At 71.8% G+C, this 16,164-nt stretch carries 15 protein-coding genes; 4 read left to right on the top strand and 11 right to left on the bottom strand.

Going from position 1 to position 16,164, the window contains the following annotated elements; genetic code table 11:
- Positions 1-32: 32 nt before the first annotated feature.
- The 7 genes from ACIQM3_RS20170 to ACIQM3_RS20140 all read right to left on the bottom strand — a co-directional run bounded on the left by ACIQM3_RS20170 (position 33) and on the right by ACIQM3_RS20140 (position 6,919).
- On the bottom strand, positions 33-1,025 hold the full coding sequence (locus ACIQM3_RS20170; protein ID WP_401626027.1) for a DUF6397 family protein: 993 nt from the start codon (positions 1,023-1,025) through the stop codon (positions 33-35).
- 133 nt (positions 1,026-1,158) lie between these two features.
- Positions 1,159-1,542, bottom strand: a complete 384-nt coding sequence (locus ACIQM3_RS20165) for a roadblock/LC7 domain-containing protein (protein WP_356710879.1) — start codon at positions 1,540-1,542, stop codon at positions 1,159-1,161.
- A gap of 180 nt (positions 1,543-1,722) precedes the next feature.
- Positions 1,723-2,358 (bottom strand): GTP-binding protein, encoded by a 636-nt coding sequence (locus ACIQM3_RS20160; protein WP_401626024.1) that lies wholly within the window; start codon positions 2,356-2,358, stop codon positions 1,723-1,725.
- A 173-nt stretch (positions 2,359-2,531) separates the two neighbouring features.
- Positions 2,532-2,945: a DUF742 domain-containing protein gene (locus ACIQM3_RS20155; RefSeq protein WP_401626488.1), complete on the bottom strand. Its 414-nt coding sequence runs from the start codon at positions 2,943-2,945 to the stop codon at positions 2,532-2,534.
- A 70-nt stretch (positions 2,946-3,015) separates the two neighbouring features.
- A complete protein-coding gene (locus ACIQM3_RS20150; RefSeq protein ID WP_401626021.1) occupies positions 3,016-3,453 on the bottom strand; it encodes a roadblock/LC7 domain-containing protein in 438 nt (145 codons plus the stop codon).
- On the bottom strand, positions 3,450-6,044 hold the full coding sequence (locus ACIQM3_RS20145) for a nitrate- and nitrite sensing domain-containing protein (protein WP_401626018.1): 2,595 nt from the start codon (positions 6,042-6,044) through the stop codon (positions 3,450-3,452). The genes ACIQM3_RS20150 and ACIQM3_RS20145 overlap by 4 nt, the downstream gene beginning before the upstream one ends.
- Before the next feature lie 77 nt (positions 6,045-6,121).
- Entirely contained in the window at positions 6,122-6,919 is a 798-nt protein-coding gene (locus ACIQM3_RS20140) for an MHYT domain-containing protein (protein ID WP_401626016.1), read from the bottom strand.
- Positions 6,920-7,080: 161 nt separating this feature from the next.
- On the opposite strand from ACIQM3_RS20140, the gene ACIQM3_RS20135 reads away from it, so the two are divergent.
- Positions 7,081-7,680, top strand: coding sequence for a class I SAM-dependent methyltransferase (locus tag ACIQM3_RS20135; RefSeq protein ID WP_401626013.1), 600 nt, complete (start codon positions 7,081-7,083; stop codon positions 7,678-7,680).
- 60 nt (positions 7,681-7,740) lie between these two features.
- Here the strand turns inward: ACIQM3_RS20135 and ACIQM3_RS20130 are convergent, their stop codons facing one another.
- Positions 7,741-8,646, bottom strand: a complete 906-nt coding sequence (locus tag ACIQM3_RS20130; RefSeq protein ID WP_401626011.1) for an oxygenase MpaB family protein — start codon at positions 8,644-8,646, stop codon at positions 7,741-7,743.
- A gap of 207 nt (positions 8,647-8,853) precedes the next feature.
- On the opposite strand from ACIQM3_RS20130, the gene ACIQM3_RS20125 reads away from it, so the two are divergent.
- Positions 8,854-9,741 (top strand): hypothetical protein, encoded by an 888-nt coding sequence (locus ACIQM3_RS20125; RefSeq protein ID WP_401626008.1) that lies wholly within the window; start codon positions 8,854-8,856, stop codon positions 9,739-9,741.
- 42 nt (positions 9,742-9,783) lie between these two features.
- On the opposite strand, the gene ACIQM3_RS20120 is transcribed toward ACIQM3_RS20125, so the two are convergent.
- The 3 genes from ACIQM3_RS20120 to ACIQM3_RS20110 all read right to left on the bottom strand — a co-directional run bounded on the left by ACIQM3_RS20120 (position 9,784) and on the right by ACIQM3_RS20110 (position 11,665).
- Entirely contained in the window at positions 9,784-10,326 is a 543-nt protein-coding gene (locus ACIQM3_RS20120) for an MOSC domain-containing protein (protein WP_401626486.1), read from the bottom strand.
- Positions 10,323-10,505, bottom strand: coding sequence for a hypothetical protein (locus ACIQM3_RS20115; RefSeq protein WP_028442276.1), 183 nt, complete (start codon positions 10,503-10,505; stop codon positions 10,323-10,325). Before ACIQM3_RS20115 ends, ACIQM3_RS20120 begins: the two co-directional genes overlap by 4 nt.
- A gap of 95 nt (positions 10,506-10,600) precedes the next feature.
- Positions 10,601-11,665 (bottom strand): fatty acid desaturase family protein, encoded by a 1,065-nt coding sequence (locus tag ACIQM3_RS20110; RefSeq protein WP_401626005.1) that lies wholly within the window; start codon positions 11,663-11,665, stop codon positions 10,601-10,603.
- A 258-nt stretch (positions 11,666-11,923) separates the two neighbouring features.
- Between ACIQM3_RS20110 and ACIQM3_RS20105 the strand changes: the two genes are divergently transcribed.
- Positions 11,924-14,803 (top strand): DEAD/DEAH box helicase, encoded by a 2,880-nt coding sequence (locus ACIQM3_RS20105; protein ID WP_401626003.1) that lies wholly within the window; start codon positions 11,924-11,926, stop codon positions 14,801-14,803.
- Entirely contained in the window at positions 14,800-16,080 is a 1,281-nt protein-coding gene (locus tag ACIQM3_RS20100; RefSeq protein ID WP_401626000.1) for an SWF or SNF family helicase, read from the top strand. Before ACIQM3_RS20105 ends, ACIQM3_RS20100 begins: the two co-directional genes overlap by 4 nt.
- Positions 16,081-16,164: the final 84 nt, after the last annotated feature.

Here is a 16,164-nt window from a genome sequence, read left to right as displayed (position 1 = left end):
ATGCCCGGGCGAACCGCCCCGCGCAAATCGCTTTATCGGTCACCGCGCCCCGGTCGGCGCAGCCCCAGCCTGACGAGCAGGCCCCGCCCGGCGCCGGGACTCCCACCAGGTCGGCGGGGAGCCGGGCCGCTCTGCCCCGATGCCGGTCCTGGGCCGCCCAGGGCCGGCCGTACGGTCACCGGCCGGTCCCGGGCCGAGCGGATCGGAGCGGGGCGGATCGCGGGGTCGTATCCGGGTCGCGGCGCGGGGCGGCGTTCACGCGCCTGTTCCAGCTCCAGCGTCAGATTCACCCGGCGCCAGAGGATTTCGTCCGGATCATCCGCCAGCATCAGCCTCGTCATGGCCTCCCTTCCGGACACGGACCCCGGGCGCCCGAAGACGGAGTCCGGCTGCATTCGCGCCAGGTAGGCCCGCTCGTAGGGATCCTCGACCACCTCCGCCAACTGGACGGGGTCCAGGGCGGAGGCCTGCAGGGCCGCACGCGTCCACGGGTCCTCCGCGCGGCTCAGCAGGCGGTCGATCCTGCGTGAACGCCAGTTGCGCGCACGCCAGTCGGTGCCGCCCTCCAGCATGGTCCGCATCCCCACCGGGCTCTTGCCCCCGATCAGATCGGGCTCTCTCGCGGCGAAGGCGAGGAGCTCGTCCACCAGATAGAGCCAGACCACCGCGCGGTAGCGGTTCAGATAGAACGCGACCGGTGAGATGCACCCGATGCGTGCCAGGCCGGTGAAGCGCACGGGCCTGACTCCGAGGAGCGTGGCGCCTTCCGCCGTGCCCGCCGTACGCACCTGTTCCCGGAGCGATCCGGGAAACCCCGGCAGCCCGCGCAGCCGGTCGATCTCCTGCTGACGGATCCGGGGCCTCGCCCCGGCCGTCGCCGGCTCCGCACGGATCAGTCCCAGATGGACGGCGAGATCGAATTCGCCGCGCTTCAAGGTCAGTTCCTGAGCCGCGCGTCCGGCGGACAGGCAGCCGGGTCCCGCCGCGTCGGCGGTGTGTGTGCGGGTGGCTTCCGTAACGGTCATGGCCGTCCTCCCCCGTGAGGTCGAATACTCTGTGTGACCACGGTAGCCCGGGGAGGAAATGCCCGCAGAGCCTGTGGATAACTCCTGGAATCCGCAGAAATCGCAGGTCAGAGGTGGCCAGGCGTTCGGAGCCCTACCGCGCCGTCACGCCGAGGTGCTCGCCCACCCGATTGACCAACAGGGTCATCTCATAGGCGACCTGGCCGACATCGGCCTCGGCGGCGGTCAGTACGCACAGGCAGCTGCCGTCCCCGGCCGCCGTCACGAACAACAGCGCCTCGTCGAACTCCACCATGGTCTGGCGTGCTCTTCCCGCACCGAAGTGACGCCCCGACCCTCGGGCGAGGCTCTGAAGCCCGGAGGAGACCGCTGCGAGGTGCTCCGCGTCCTCCCGGGCCAGGCTTGTGCTGGCCCCGGTCACCAGTCCGTCGTTCGACAGCACCAGCGCGTGCTGTATGTGCTCCACCCGGCTGGTGAGATCGTCAAGGAGCCAGTCAAGTCCCCGGTCCAGCGCCATGTGCTCGTCCTCCCCGTTCATCCGTTCCCCCGCCTACCGCGCAAGCCTTGCGCACGGCTCCCTCGCGGGCAAGCGCCTCCCCGCTGCGGGGGCGCTGCTTCGCGCCACCGTCCGCCCGGCCCCGGGGCGGGCGGACGCACGGTGGTGCGGGATACGGATGACCTTGCCGGGGCGCCCGTCTCAAGCCGGACCGGCGGCCTGGCCGACCGAGTCGAGCAGCCGCGCGGTATGCATCCGCCCCGCGTACTCCACCATGCGGATCAGGACTTCCTTTCCGGAGGCACGGTCACGCGCATCGCACAGGACGACGGGGGTGCCCCGGTCCAGATCCAGTGCGCGTGAGACGTCGTCCTCGGCGTAGGTCCTCGCACCCGTGAAGCAGTTGACCGCGACGACGAACGGGATGCGGCGGTGCTCGAAGTAGTCGACCGCCGGGAAGCAGTCCTCGAGTCGTCGGGTGTCGGCCAGGACGACGGCTCCGAGCGCCCCCTGCGACAGTTCGTCCCAAAGGAACCAGAAGCGGTCCTGCCCCGGCGTGCCGAACAGGTAGAGCGACAGGCCGGACCGGATGGTGATCCGCCCGAAGTCCATGGCGACCGTGGTGGTGGTCTTCTGATCCACCCCACCGGTGTCGTCGACGGACTGTCCGGCCTCGCTGAGGAGTTCCTCGGTCCGCAACGGCCGGATTTCGCTCACCGCGCCGACGAGGGTCGTCTTTCCGACTCCGAAGCCGCCGGCGACCAATATCTTCAGGGCGAGTGCCGTGGAGTCCCCGGTCTCTTCCTGGTCTGTGCTGTCCACATGCTCGGAGGACATCGATCACTTCTCTCGCGAGTGCCGTCGGTAGGGGCGACAGCATGACAATCAGAGGCAGTCGCCGAAGACAGTGAACGGAATTTGACTTATGTGTCCGGACCGGTTCGTTCCGTGCTCGGATGCGGTCGCTATCCGTCATGAGTAAGTGGTGCGCACGACAACTCCAGCAACCCTCAGAGCGCCCGTAAGCCGTCGATCACCTCGCGCAGGATGCGCTCGTCGGGGAGTTGGGCGGGCGGGACGGGCCTGCTGACCCGGACACAGCCGGCTTCGAGCAGATCTCCGAGAAGCACCCGCACCACCCCCACAGGCAGATCGGCGTCGGCGGACAGTTCCGCGACGGACTGGACCTCGTCGCGGCACAGGGCGAGCAGAGCCCGGTGCTCCGGCCCCAGCAGCGCCTCGCCCTGTCGGCCGGCTGCTCCGTCGGCCGCCACGAGTGCGATCAGGTCGAACCGGACCCCGCTGGGTCCCGGCTGCGTCCGGCCGCCGGTGACGGCGTAAGGGCGGACCAGCGGGCCCGCCTCGGCGTCGTACCACTGACTGCCCGGCGGTACGGATCCGTTGCCCGGGGGCACTCCGCCCATGCTTCCCGGCGGCACACCGCCCGTGCTTCCCGGCGCCACTCCGCCCTCGCTCATCCGCACGTGCCCGTCCTCAGCCAGTCGCCGGTGGCCCGGCGAGCCTCACCGGGGTGGCGAGGTGTTCGCCCACCCGCTTCACCAGCCGCGCCATCTCGTACGCCACGAGGCCGATGTCCGCGAGCGCCGTGCTCAGCACGGTGAGGCAGGAGCCGTCCCCCGCGGCGGCGACGAACAGGAAGCCGTCGTCCATCTCGACCATCGTCTGGCGCACGCCCCCGGCGCCGAAGTGCCGTCCCGCGCCCTTGGCCAGGCTGTTGAAGCCCGAGGCCACGGCCGCGAGGTGTTCCGCGTCCTCACGGCTCAGCGCCAGCGAGGCGCCGACGGCCAGACCGTCGTTGCTCAGGACGACGGCGTGCCGGATCTCCGCGACCCGAGCGACCAGATCGTCCAGCAGCCAGTCGAGTTCGCCGGAACCGCGGGGTGCCCGTCCGGGCCTCTCGTTCACCATCATGTCTGCTCTCCTTCGGTGTGCCGGCGGAACGGGGACACGGGTTCGGATCGGCCCGAGGAGTTGCTCCCCGGCGCCCTGCCGCCCCCGCGGGCCCATCCGTCCCGGTAGGCGGTCATGCGGTCACGGGCCTGTTCGGGGGTGCGTCCCACCGTGGGCCCTCCCTCGGGGTGCGGCTCGTCCTCCTCCGGCTTCGGCTGCTCACGCAGCTGGGGTACGAGGCTGGCTTGGCGGACGCGCCGAGGCAGCTCGCCGTCCTCCTCGGTGGACCGAGGGCGCCGGTGCAGGGTGGTCACCGGCGCCGGTCCGGGCCGCGGCCCGGGCACGGCACCCGCGGCCGCCGCCCGTTCGAGGGCGGGCACGGCGGCCGGTGCGGGGAAGGCCGTGGGGCGGGGCCGGGCGGCGGGGTGCGGGGCGAGCCCTCCCGGCGCGGGGCCGTCGTCGTCCCTGGCCACCGTAGTCGTCCGAGTCGCGGCGTCCGCGGGGCCGGCCTGCGAGCCCTCCGGAAGCGCGCTCTGGAGCAGCGCGGTCGGCAGCAGGACCACGGCGGTCGTGCCTCCGTACGGGGATGTACGCAGCTGGACCTTGATGCGGTGGCGGGCGGAAAGCCTGCTCACCACGAAGAGGCCGAGCCGGTCGCTGTCGAAGAGGTCGAGCGCCTCGGACTGTTCGATGCGGCGATTGGCCTCGTCGAGCAGTTCCTTGCCCATGCCGAGCCCACGGTCCTCGATCTCCAAGGCGTAACCGTTGCCCACGGGCTCCCCGCTGACCCGCACCTTGGTGTGCGGCGGCGAGAACTGGGCCGCGTTCTCCACGAGTTCGGCCAGCAGATGGGTGAGGTCGGCCACCGCCTCGCCCTTCACGCGGGCGTCGGGCAGCGCTCGCACCTCCACGCGCGCGTAGTCCTCGATCTCCGAGACCGCCGCGCGTACGACGTCGGTCAGCGGTACGGGCATCCGCCAGGCGCGCCCCGGGGCGGCACCGGAGAGGATGATCAGGCTTTCGGCGTGCCGTCTCATGCGGGTGGTGAGGTGGTCGAGGCGGAACAGGTCACCGAGTTCGCCCGGGTCGTCGGCACGGCGCTCCATGCCGTCGAGCAGTGCGAGCTGGCGGTGGACGAGGACCTGGCTGCGGCGGGCCAGGTTGACGAAGACCCCGGAGATGCCGCTGGCGAGTTCGGCACGTTCGACCGCGGCGTCGAGGGCCGCACGGTGCACGGTGTCCAGGGCTTCCCCGACCTGGCCGATCTCGTCATGGGACGTCCGCCCGGGCGGGGCCTCGGCCCGTACGTCGATCTCCTCACCGGCACGCAGGCGCCGCATGGCGTGGGGAAGCTTGTGCCGGGCGATCTCCAGCGCGCCGTCCCGAAGGCCGACGAGTTCGACGACGAGCCCGCGACCGATCCGTACGGAGATCACCAACGACGCGGCGACGGCGAGGAATCCGAGCAGGACGGCTGCCCCCGCCGGGCTGAACAGCGCGTGTGTGAAGGGGCCCGCGCGGTCGGCCGCGCGGCCGCCGGCCTGCGTCCCGATGGCGCGCAGCTCCGTGTGTACGGTCGCCACGTCCCGCTCCCAGGCGGCGGGCACCGCTTCCGCCGCGCGGCGTCCGGGAGGCGCGGCCAGCACGGTGTCCTCGGCCGCCGTGAGCCGTCGGTAGGCGCTGCGGTCGGTGAGGGCACGCCAGGCCGTCCTTCCGGCGGCCGGCAGATCGGTTCCGGCCGACCCGGCCAGAGCCCGGCGGGTCGCCACGGCGCCGGTGAACAGGCGCAGTCGTTCCCCGTCGAGTCTGCCGGTGGGCAGGACCGACGCCAGAAGGGCCTCCTCGCGCGCCAGCATCTCCCCGCTCCGCTCCAGTTCGAGGAGAACACGGGCCTCCGGTCCGGTTCCGGCGTCCTGTGTGCCGGTCAGGACCCCGGAGACCGCGAAGGCCGCGGTGATGGTCTCGGTGTACCGCGTGTACGCGGTTCGCGTCTCGTCGTCGGTGGCCCGGGAAGCGGCGGAAGCTCCCTCGGGCGGGTCCAGAATCTCGGTGCGCAGGGTTCGCAGTCGTTGCGCCAGGTCCAGGAACGTGCTCAGCCGGTCGGCGCCCCCTGCGGAGAGGATGCCCGCGTCGGCGACGGTGTGCGTGTCGCCCAGGCGCAGGGCGTCGAGTGCCGTGTCCGTGCGTTCGGCCCGCTGTTGCAGGGCCCCGGCGTGCCCGGCGCCAGGGGCGGCAAGCTGGCGCAGTGCCGCCGTGCGTTCGCTCTGCAACGCCCCGACGGCCGCGGCGACCGGGGCTCGTACCGTGCTGTCCACGCGCTGCACCTCACGCAGGCGTGCCACGTCCTGCGCCGTGGTGACGGTGGCGAGTCCCCAGAGGGCGAGCAGAGAGACGACGGGCACCATCAGAAGTGAAATGATCTTTGCCCGTACGGTCCGGGGGCGTAGAGACCCGTGTCCCGGTTCGGGCCCGGCGGGGGAAGGCCGCTCCGCCTCGGGCTCGTGACGTTCGTCCGCGGGCGGTCCGGCGTGTGCGCGCCGTCCGCGCGGCGGTGTCACGGACCGGCCGGGGTGCGCGCCGGGGTCCGGGGTCGTCGTACGGGGTGTGCGCATGGCCTCCTCGTTCCGGGTGGGGAGCTCTGTGCCCCGAGTCGCCGTGTACGGCGGGTGAGCGGTGGGTCCGGCGGCCGTCAGGTGGCGGCGGCCTCGGCGGTCCGTTCGGCGGAGGCGTCCTCGGGGGCCGCGGTCGACGCATGGGCCGTGTCGTTCCGGGCGGGCGGGGAGAGGGCGACGAACGCCGAGGTGAGGAAGAGGTACGAGCCGAGGCCGACGGCGAGCGGGAAGATGAACTGCATCACCGTGGCTCCGGGGAGTTCGGAGCCCGATGGTGCGACCCGGACGCCGACCGCCAGCATTCCGGTGTAGTGCATGCTGCTCACCGCCGCGCCCATGACGAGCGACGCCAGGGCCACGGCCCCGGGTGAGCTGATGTGGAGTGCGGCCCACAGGGCCGCGGTTGCGGCGACGACCGCGATGACGACGGAGACGGTCACCAGCAGCGGGTCGTAGGCGACGCTGCCGTGGAGGCGCAGCGCGGCCATGCCCAGGTAGTGCATGCTGGCGACGCCCAGGCCCGTCGTGAGGCCGCCGACAAATAGGGCCCGGGTGCGGTCGCGGCCGTAGCCGACGGTGAAGACTCCCGCCCCGACCACCAGCATGGCGACCAGCAGGCTGAGGAGGGTGAGCGGCACGTCGTAGCGGATGTCGGTGCCGGTGACGCCGAATCCGAGCATGGCGACGAAGTGCATCGTCCAGATGCCGGTGCCGAGGGCGGACGCGGCCGTGAGGAGCCAGTTGCGGCGTGAACGGCCGCTGGTGCCGAGCGCGCGCACGGTGCAGCGGAGTCCGAGTGCGGCGCCGATCGCTGCCATCGCGTACGACAGCACGGGGGTAAGCCAGCCGAAGGTGGCGTGGTCCAGGTGTCCCATGGATCCGGGACGCTAGCCCGCACCGGGGCGCACACCGGGGGCGCATTTCGAAAGGTGCTGGGATATGACAGAGAGATGTTCCCGAACGATCGGGCAACGTTCGAACATGTGCACCGCTTCATGCCGTTCCGCTCGTGTGCGGGCTGCGCGATCATGTCCGTATGGCCGACGACCGGACACAGGTGCAGGACTTCTTCTCCGCGCGGGCGGCGGACTGGGACAGCCGTTTCCCCGATGACGGCCCGGCCTTCGCCGTCGCCGTCAGGGAGCTCGGTCTGCGCCCGGGCGGCGCCGTGCTCGACGCGGGGTGCGGTACGGGGCGCGCGCTGGCCGCGCTGCGTACCGCCGTAGGACCCGGTGGGACGGTTCTCGGGGCCGACCTGACGCCCGCGATGCTGGATGCGGCCCGGCGGGCGGGGAGGGCGGCGAGCGGCGCCCTGCTGCTGGCCGATGCCGCGCGGCTTCCGCTGGGCGCCGGGTCCCTCGACGCCGTCTTCGCCGCCGGGCTGATCTCGCATCTCCGGCACCCCGGGCAGGGGCTCTCGGAGCTGGCGCGGGTGGTGCGTCCGGGTGGCCGGCTCGCACTGTTCCACCCCATAGGCCGTGCCGCGCTGGCCGCACGGCACGGCAGGGTCCTTTCGGACGACGATCTCAGGGCGGAGCCCCGCCTCACGCCCCTGCTGGCGGACGCGGGCTGGCAGCTGGACGCCTACACCGACGAGGACAGCCGATTCCTGGCACTGGCCGTTCGGGCCGGCTGAGCGGTCGCCCCCGGGCCCCCGCACGCTGTCGGCCCCACCGTCCCGCCGGCCGCACTCCGGTCACTCGGCCGGTGCGTCCGAGGGCCGTCCGTGCGGCACGGGGCAACCGCGCACGCCCGGTGTGGGGAACGTGCCGAGCCCGGCCACCTCGTAGCCGTCCGGGTAGCCCTTGATCTCCGGGTTCTGGCGGGCGTAATGAGGGCTCGAACGCGGCGGCATGAGCCGCACTGCGCGGGCCCTCAGGCGAAGCGCGCCACGGGTCAGCCCCCGGGCGAGGGTGCCGGGCCGTTCGTACCGGAACGCCCGTAGCAGCGAGTCGTCCAGGAGAGCCATGCTGGCTCCGCGGACCACGGGAGCCAGCGGGCGCGGGTACCAGGAGCCCATCAGGGCCAGGGTGGCGTCGGAGACCGCGCGTGCGCCCTCGTCCCAGCCGAAGTGCTCCTCCTCGTACGAGTCCAGTGCGTGCTCGAAGTCCTCGTACGTCTGCGGCACGTCCTGGATGCCCATCCGGGCGCCGAGCGTGCGGTAGTACGCGGCGAAGGCCCGCAGTTCGTGGCCGGACAACCTGCGCCAGCCGTACGTGTCGAGCCAGCGCTTGGGAGTGACGACGAAGGTGCACAGCACGTAGCGCATGTCGTCGTTGCTGATGTCGTAGCTGCGGTGCATCCGATTGATCCGCCGGACGGCCGTACGGCCCTCCTCGCTGTCGAAGCCGTGCTCGACGACGGCGTCGAGAAGAAGTGCGGTGTCGTCGTACCTCTTCTGTGAACGTTCCGTCAGTTCGCCGGTCTCGGCGAGCAGTCGGCCGATGCTGGGGACGGCATACGTGCGATACAGGGCGAGTTCGAGAGCGCGGGTGATGTCCCAGGGGAATTCGTACGAAACGGTGAGCCGGTAGATCTCGAGGAAGTCCCTCTCCGGGTCAAGTCGCTGGATCTCCCGCAGACGTTCGAACCGCTTCACCATGCTGTCCCCCTCGTCGGCCGGAGTCACCACCCTACGTGTGCCGGGCAGGCCGGCACCACGGCACGAGGGGCGCTGCGGCGCGCCCCGGTGACCGGTGCCTCGCTCTGGGAGCGTGGCCGTTTTCGCTTGTCAGGGCCTCGACGACAGGGTTACCGAGTAGTTAAGGTGCGCCGACGGACCAAGCGATCAGGGATGAGGGTGGGTGCTGTGGCTGCGACGGACGACACGGTCGCCGACGACGACGCGCTGTTTGTGCTGACCGCGGTGCTGCTGACGCCCGCGCAGTTCCCCAGCGTGCTCGGCGACGACTACGTGGCCGCGTGCGCCGCGCTCGGTCTGGAGCCGTATGCCGAGGGGTACGGCCTCGTGCTCGGCCAGGACAGCGGCGGTGCCCGGTGGACGGTGGTCGTCGAGGACGTCTCGCTGGTGGCTGTCGCCATCGCCTCGTGGGACTGCGGGATGGAGTACGACCTCTCCCCCGACGACCGCTCGGTGGTCTGCGCCCTCCCGGGGTGGCCGCTCGCACTGTCGGTCGCCGCGCCCGGCGTCCCCGAGCCGCATGACCCGCTGCCCGGCCCGGACGATGAGGGCTCGGCGCCGCTGACGCCGCCGGACACCGAGGTCTGGGGGGCTCCGCAGCGGCGTCTCGGCGCGGACGAGATAGCCCTGCAGTGGGCCGCGTGGCGCGGGCAGATCGACGACGAGACCGAGTTCGTCCGGCCCGAGGAGCCCGGGCCGGCCGGAGAAGCTCCGGACACCGAGGCCCCCGAGGGGGAAGCCCTCGCCGGGGAAGCGAGGAGCACGGTGGAGCCCGCCGCTTCCGGGCAGCACCCCGGCGTACGCAAGGCACTCGAAGCGGCCCGGGCGTATGTCGAATCTCCGCCCCCGCCCGGCCGGATCCGCTCCTCGTTCGCCCCTGGCGGGGCCCGGACACTGCGGGCCGACGGCCCTGGCTGGTCCCTGGTCGCCAGGACCGACGACATCGCGTTCATCCTGCTGGACGAGGAGCCGGGCGAGATCATGACGGTCGGCCGCGGCCCGGAGCTGCCGGGCCTGCTGAAGTCGCTCGACGAACTGGCTGTCCGGCCGTCCTGACCCGCCCCGTGCACACGGGCGGCCGAGGCTCGCCCGTGTGTGCTACACGCGCTCCAGTGGACGGTGCGGCCCGTCGGGAAGCTCCATCTCGACGGCGTCGCCGGGCAGCACGACTCCGCCCGCGGTGACGACGCCCATGATTCCGGCCTTGCGGACGACGGTGCCGTTGTCCGTCCGGCCGACGACCCGCTTCAGCAGTCCGTTCTGGAAGTTCTCGATCTGCAGGCAGGGATTCCGCAGGCCGGTCACCTCGACGACGGCTTCGCCGCCGAGGTGGAGCAGCGTGCCCACGGGGAGCGAGAGGAGATCGATTCCGCTCGTGGTGATGTTCTCCCCGAGGTCGCCCGGGCGGATCTCGAATCCCGCGTTCCTGAGTTCGGCGAAGAGCTCCTGGTGGATGAGATGGACCTGACGCAGATTGGGCTGCGTCGGGTCCTGGGCGACCCGCGAGCGGTGTTTCACCGTGACACCGGCGTGGACGTCCCCCTCCACACCGAGTCCGGCGAGGAGCGTGACGCTGCCCCTGTTCGGCTTGGTGAAGGAGTAGTCGCCGTTGCTGCTGACCGCGATGACCGTGCTGTTCAGCGCCCTATCTCCTTGCGGCTGATCCTGCGGAGCCTGCGCCTCTGCGACGGGTCGAGCATCAGGTACCCGACCGTGGGTACGCCGATGAGGACCAGCAGCGACCACCAGAATCCGATGAACGGAATCAGGACGACTGCCGCGACGACTCCCCCGATGGCGATCTTTGCACCGTTCGACATGATCCGTGCCTCCTCCGCGGCCGGGGCCGCTCCTGGTGAGACAACGCCTGCGAGCGTCAGTCGGTTCCGGCTGCGCGGCACGAGCACCGCGACGGCTACCGGAGCGGCTCGCCGACCTCGTGCATGTGCTCCAGCGCCTGCCGGTAGGACTCGATGATGCCTGTCTCCGCGTACGGCATCCCGATCGAGGCACAGTGCGCCTTCACCAGCGGCTGGGCGAGCCTGAGGTGCGGGCGCGGCATGCTCGGGAAGAGGTGGTGCTCGATCTGGTAGTTGAGGCCGCCGAGGAACCAGTCGGTGAGCACGGCCCCCTTCACGTTCCGCGAGGTGAGGACCTGGCGCTGCAGGTGCCCCCAGCGGTCACCGTCGGGGTCCGGCATCTCCATGCCCTTGTGGTTCGGAGCGAAGGCCATTCCCAGGTGCAGACCGAACAGAGCGTGGTGCACGAGGGCGAAGACCACGGCCTTGCCCGGGGACATGACGGTCAGGAGCAGCGTGGCGTACAGCGCGAGGTGACCGGTCAGCAGAAGGCCGGACAGCAGGCGATCACGGGCGGGCTGCCGTCGCAGGAACTGGAAGCCGTAGATCTTGAGCGCGATGCCTTCGAGGAGCAGCATCGGGAAGAAGAGCCGCGCCTGGTTGCGGGTGAGCCAGCGGGCGAACCCCTCCCGCTGGGCGGCTTGCTTCTGGGTCCACACCAGCGCGCCCACCCCGACGTCGGGGTCCTTGTCTATGTGGTTGGGGTTGGCGTGGTGGCGTACGTGCTTGTCGTTCCACCAGGCCTCGTTCATTCCGAGGAGCAGATTGGCGTGGACGAGACCGACGATCCGGCCGGCCTTGCGGTCGCCGGTTATCTGGGCGTGGCCCGCGTCGTGCCCGAAGAAGGCCGTGCGGGTCCACAGCACGGCCAGCGGCAGGGCGAGGAACAGGTTCCACCAGGTGTCGCCGAGGAGCACCATGCCGGTGATCACGGCTCCGAGAGCGACCAGGTTGGCGGCGATCCCCGCCGCGTACCAGCCCGTGCGCCGTTCCAGGAGCCCCTGCCCCTTGACGGTCTTCAGGAGCGGTGCGAAATCACTTCCGGTGGCCGGCGGGACCGCCGGACCCTCCGATCCGTCGCCGATGTGTTGCGCAACGGTGGCTGCTACCGCCTGGGGCATGAAGTCTCCGGTTTCTGGGCATCTGCGCTGACCTCGTCAAACGTACGGAGAGCGGGCCTGCGGCAGCCATGGCGCCATCACCCCGGTCATACGGGGGAAATCCCCCTGTCCGGTGGTGTCGCGGGCTGCACCCCAAGCTTCAGAAGGCAGAAATGAGTGAGGTGGATCACTGGGCATTTCTCCCGGAACGGGCCGTGGGTGGAGTACCCTCGGCGAACCCCGGGCTCACTAGTCAAATTTGAGGAATCTGACATCGCTGTGCACAGGCTCCCTGCGGCAACGCTCAACGAGATCTCTGAACTGTCCCGCTGCTCCGCAGTCTTCCTCCCCGCGGATCCGGCCCGTACCGGCCTGATCGCGTTCTGGAATGCGGACGGTAGCACCCCTCCCGGTGAAGCAGGGAGTCCGGCGGAGCTGACGGTCGTCGGAGGCGATGTCCGCCCTTATGCGGTCCCTGCGTTGCTGTTGCCTGTGCGGGACGCGCTGCCGGTCCTGACACGGGCGCGGGCGGACTCCCGTTCCTCCCCTTCCGCGGCGTTCTGGGGCGCTGCCGGCGTCCTCGCCCTCCAACTCGTCGCGCGTGGACTGCTGCTCCCCGGGCTGAGCCCCACCGACCGCGATGCCTGGCGGGCCGGTCCGCTGACGGCAGACGATCTGGAGCGGATCCGGGTGCTGGCGGCTTCCATGCCGCCCGATGCACATGCGGTGCCGCTCGACCCCGCGGCCGAACCCGTGATGCTCGCCGAACCGGAGTCACTGCTGCGGTCGTTCCTCGACGCGGTGGTGGACGGACTCCCACGCACCCCGGCGGCCGGACTGGCCACGGGGACAGCGGCGTTCGCCTCGCCGGAGGCGCAGCATCTGCCGGAGCTCCGGCCGTGGGCGGCCGATGTCGCGGCCGGTCATGATGCGGGCGTGCGGCTTTCCCTCCGTGTCGAGGTCTCGGGGCTTGGCGATGCGGTCGACACGGACGGTGTGGAGGACGCCGGCCGCGCCCCCTCGTTCCGTGCGGTCCTGCAGATCCACAGCGTCCAGGACCCCGCCCACGTCGCCGACGCGGCGGACGTGTGGGCCGACCGCTCCCCCGCCGCCGCACTGTTCGGTCCGCGCGCCCGCATGGACGCCCTGCTCGCCCTGCGGCGCGCCGCCCGGGCCTGGCCCCCGCTGGCGCCCCTTCTGTCGGCCGCGGTCCCGGACGCGGTCGAGCCTGCCGACGAGGAGATCGCCGAACTGCTGGGCCCGGCGGCCAGAGCGCTCGCCGCGACGGGCGTCCAGGTGCACTGGCCCAGGGAGCTGTCGAGGAAGCTCACCGCGCGAGCGGTGATCGGCCCGCAGGACGACGGCGCGGCGACCGCACGGACGGGAGGGGGCACTCCCTCCTTCCTCTCGGCCGACGCACTGCTGGCGTTCGACTGGCGGTTCGCGCTGGGCAACAGGAACCTGAGCCGCGCGGAGCTCGACCAGCTCGCGGAGGCGGGCCGACCGCTGGTCAGACTGCGTGACCAGTGGGTGTTGATCGACCCGGAGGACGCCCGCCGGGCCCGCGGGACCCAGGACCGCAAGGTCACCCCCATCGACGCACTGGGGGCCGTGCTGACCGGAACCACCGACGTCGACGGGCACCGGGTGGAAGTGGCGGCGACGGGCTGGCTCGAGCAGTTGCGCGAGAGGATCGCCGACCCCGAGTCGGAGGACCGCCGGGCGGTCGGACAGCCGGACTCGCTCGACGCGAGTCTGCGCGACTACCAGCTGCGTGGCCTCAACTGGCTGCACACCATGACCTCACTCGGTCTCGGCTGCTGCCTCGCCGACGACATGGGACTCGGCAAGACGATCACGCTGATCGCCCTGCATCTTCACCGGCAGGGCGTCGAATCCGCTGCCGGGCCCACGCTCGTGGTGTGCCCCACCTCCCTGATGGGCAACTGGCAGCGGGAGATCGAGAAGTTCGCCCCGGGGACACCGGTGCGCCGCTTCCACGGCGGGTCGCGCTCGCTGGAAGGCCTGGTGGACGGCGAGTTCGTCCTCACCACCTACGGCACCATGCGTCTCGACGCCGCGCGCCTGGCGCAGACGTCCTGGGGCATCGTCGTCGCCGACGAGGCACAGCACGTCAAGAACCCGCACTCCGCGACGGCGAAGCAGCTGCGCGCCGTCGGTGGGCGGGCCCGTGTCGCCCTCACCGGGACGCCGGTGGAGAACAACCTCTCCGAGCTGTGGGCCATCCTCGACTGGACGACCCCCGGGCTGCTCGGGCGGCTCGGCACCTTCCGTACCCGCTACGCGAGCGCGGTGGAGGGAGGCAACGACCCCGCCGCGGCCGAGCGGCTCGCCTCGCTGGTCCGCCCGTTCCTCCTGCGGCGCCGCAAGTCCGACCCCGGAATCGCTCCGGAGCTACCGCCGAAGACGGAGACCGACCGCGCCGTGTCGCTCACGGCGGAGCAGGCCGGCCTGTACGAGGCGGTGGTACGCGAGACGCTCGATGAGATCTCCGGCGCCGACGGCTTCGCCCGGCGCGGGCTGGTCATGAAGCTGCTGACGGCGCTCAAGCAGATCTGCAACCACCCCGCGCAGTACCTCAAGGAGGAACAGCCACGGATCGTGGACCGCTCGGGGAAGGTGGAGCTGCTGGACGAGCTGCTCGACACGATCCTGGCCGAGGGCGCCGGGGTGCTGGTGTTCACCCAGTACGTACGGATGGCCCGGTTGCTGGAACAGCATCTGGCGGCGCGCGGGGTCCCCACCCAGTTCCTGCACGGTGGCACGCCGGTCGCCGAGCGGGAGGCCATGGTGAACCGGTTCCAGGCAGGCGGGGTACCGGTCTTCCTGCTGTCGCTCAAGGCGGCTGGCACGGGGCTCAACCTCACCCGGGCCGGTCACGTCGTGCACTTCGACCGCTGGTGGAATCCGGCCGTGGAGGCGCAGGCCACCGACCGTGCGTACCGGATCGGGCAGACCCAGCCGGTGCAGGTGCACCGGTTGATCGCGGAGGGCACCATCGAGGACCGGATCGCCGCCATGCTGGCCCGGAAGCAGGGGCTCGCGGACGCGGTACTCGGCAGCGGCGAGGCCGCGTTGACGGAACTGAGCGATGCGGAGCTGGCCGAACTGGTCGAGCTGCGAGGGGGCGCACGATGAACGAGGGTTACGAGCCGGAGCGCACATTTGCCGCACTGCCGCCCGCACAGGGCCGGGGATTCGCCACTTCCTGGTGGGGGCGGGCGTGGCTGAAGGCCTTGGAGGACACCGCGCTCGACGGGCAGCAGCTCAAGAAGGGGCGGAGGGTGGCCCGGGAGGGCGGGGTCGGCGCGGTTTCCGTCCGGCCCGGCCGGATCACAGCGGTCGTGCAGGACCGCGACTCGACGGCGTACCGCAGTGATGTGCTGCTCCAGCAGCTGAGCGAGGAGGAGTGGGACAGGTTCCTGGACATGGCGTCCGAGCGGTCGGGGCACATCGCCGCCCTGCTCGACCGCGAGATGCCGCCGCACCTGGTGGAGGACGCGGCCGCCGCCGGCCTCGAACTGCTGCCGGGCATCGGCGACCTGGAGCCGGAGTGCAGCTGCGAGGCCTGGGACCACTGTCCGCATACGGGTGCCCTGTGTTACCAGGTGGCGCGGCTGCTCGACCAGGACCCCTTCGTGCTGCTGCTGTTGCGGGGTCGCGACGAGCGGCGGCTGCTCGACGAGTTGCAGGTGCGCAGCGCCGCCCGTGCGGTGCGCGGGACGGGTGACGAGTCGTCGGCCGGGAGTCCGGCGGCGCGCGGGGTGCGGGCCGACGAGGCGTATGCGGCACGGGACATCCTGCCACCGCTGCCCTCTCCCCCGCCCCTGCCGGCGGAGCCGGGCGTGCCGCCGTCGCTGGACACGGAGACCGATCCGGCCGGGGGCGTCGACCCTTCGGCTCTGGAGTTCCTGGCGGCGGACAGCGCCGTACGGGCGTTCGTGATGCTCGCGGAGGCGCTGACGGCAGGGCACGGACAGCAGCCCCTGGCAGCCGTGCTGACGCCGGAGCAGGACGCCGTGCGGCTTGCTGCCGACGGCCGGCCCGACGCCCGTCTCGCGGCCCGTCTCGGTGCGGTGGCCGGACGCGGACCGGCCGGCCTCGACGTCGCGGTGCGGGCCTGGCGGTACGGCGGGACGGCCGCGCTGGCGGTGTGCGACGGGGGGTGGCTGCCGCGACCCGACGAACTCGCACGTGCCCGGGCGCAGCTCGCCTCCGCGTGGGAGGAGGGCGAGGGCCCGCAGCTCCGTGCCGCCGACAACCGCTGGACGGTGGTCGGTTCCGGTACGCAGCTGCGGTACGGGCCCGACGGGCGATGGTGGCCGTACGCCAAGGAGCGCGGTCGGTGGATCCCGGCGGGCCCTGCGGAGGACGATCCCGCGTCCGCCCTGGCCGGGGTGCAGTCCGGCTCCTGAGTGCCGGGGCGCGCGGGTTGCCGATGCGCCCCGGCACATACGGTGCTCTCCGGGGCGGAACCGTACGGGTGGGGCGGGGCGTGT

The sequence above is a fragment of the Streptomyces sp. NPDC091271 genome, assembly GCF_044757505.1.
In the GTDB taxonomy this organism is placed as follows: Bacteria; Actinomycetota; Actinomycetes; order Streptomycetales; family Streptomycetaceae; genus Streptomyces.
The sequence above is the reverse complement of the archived record's forward strand: the minus strand, read 5'-3'. Positions and strand labels throughout refer to the sequence as shown.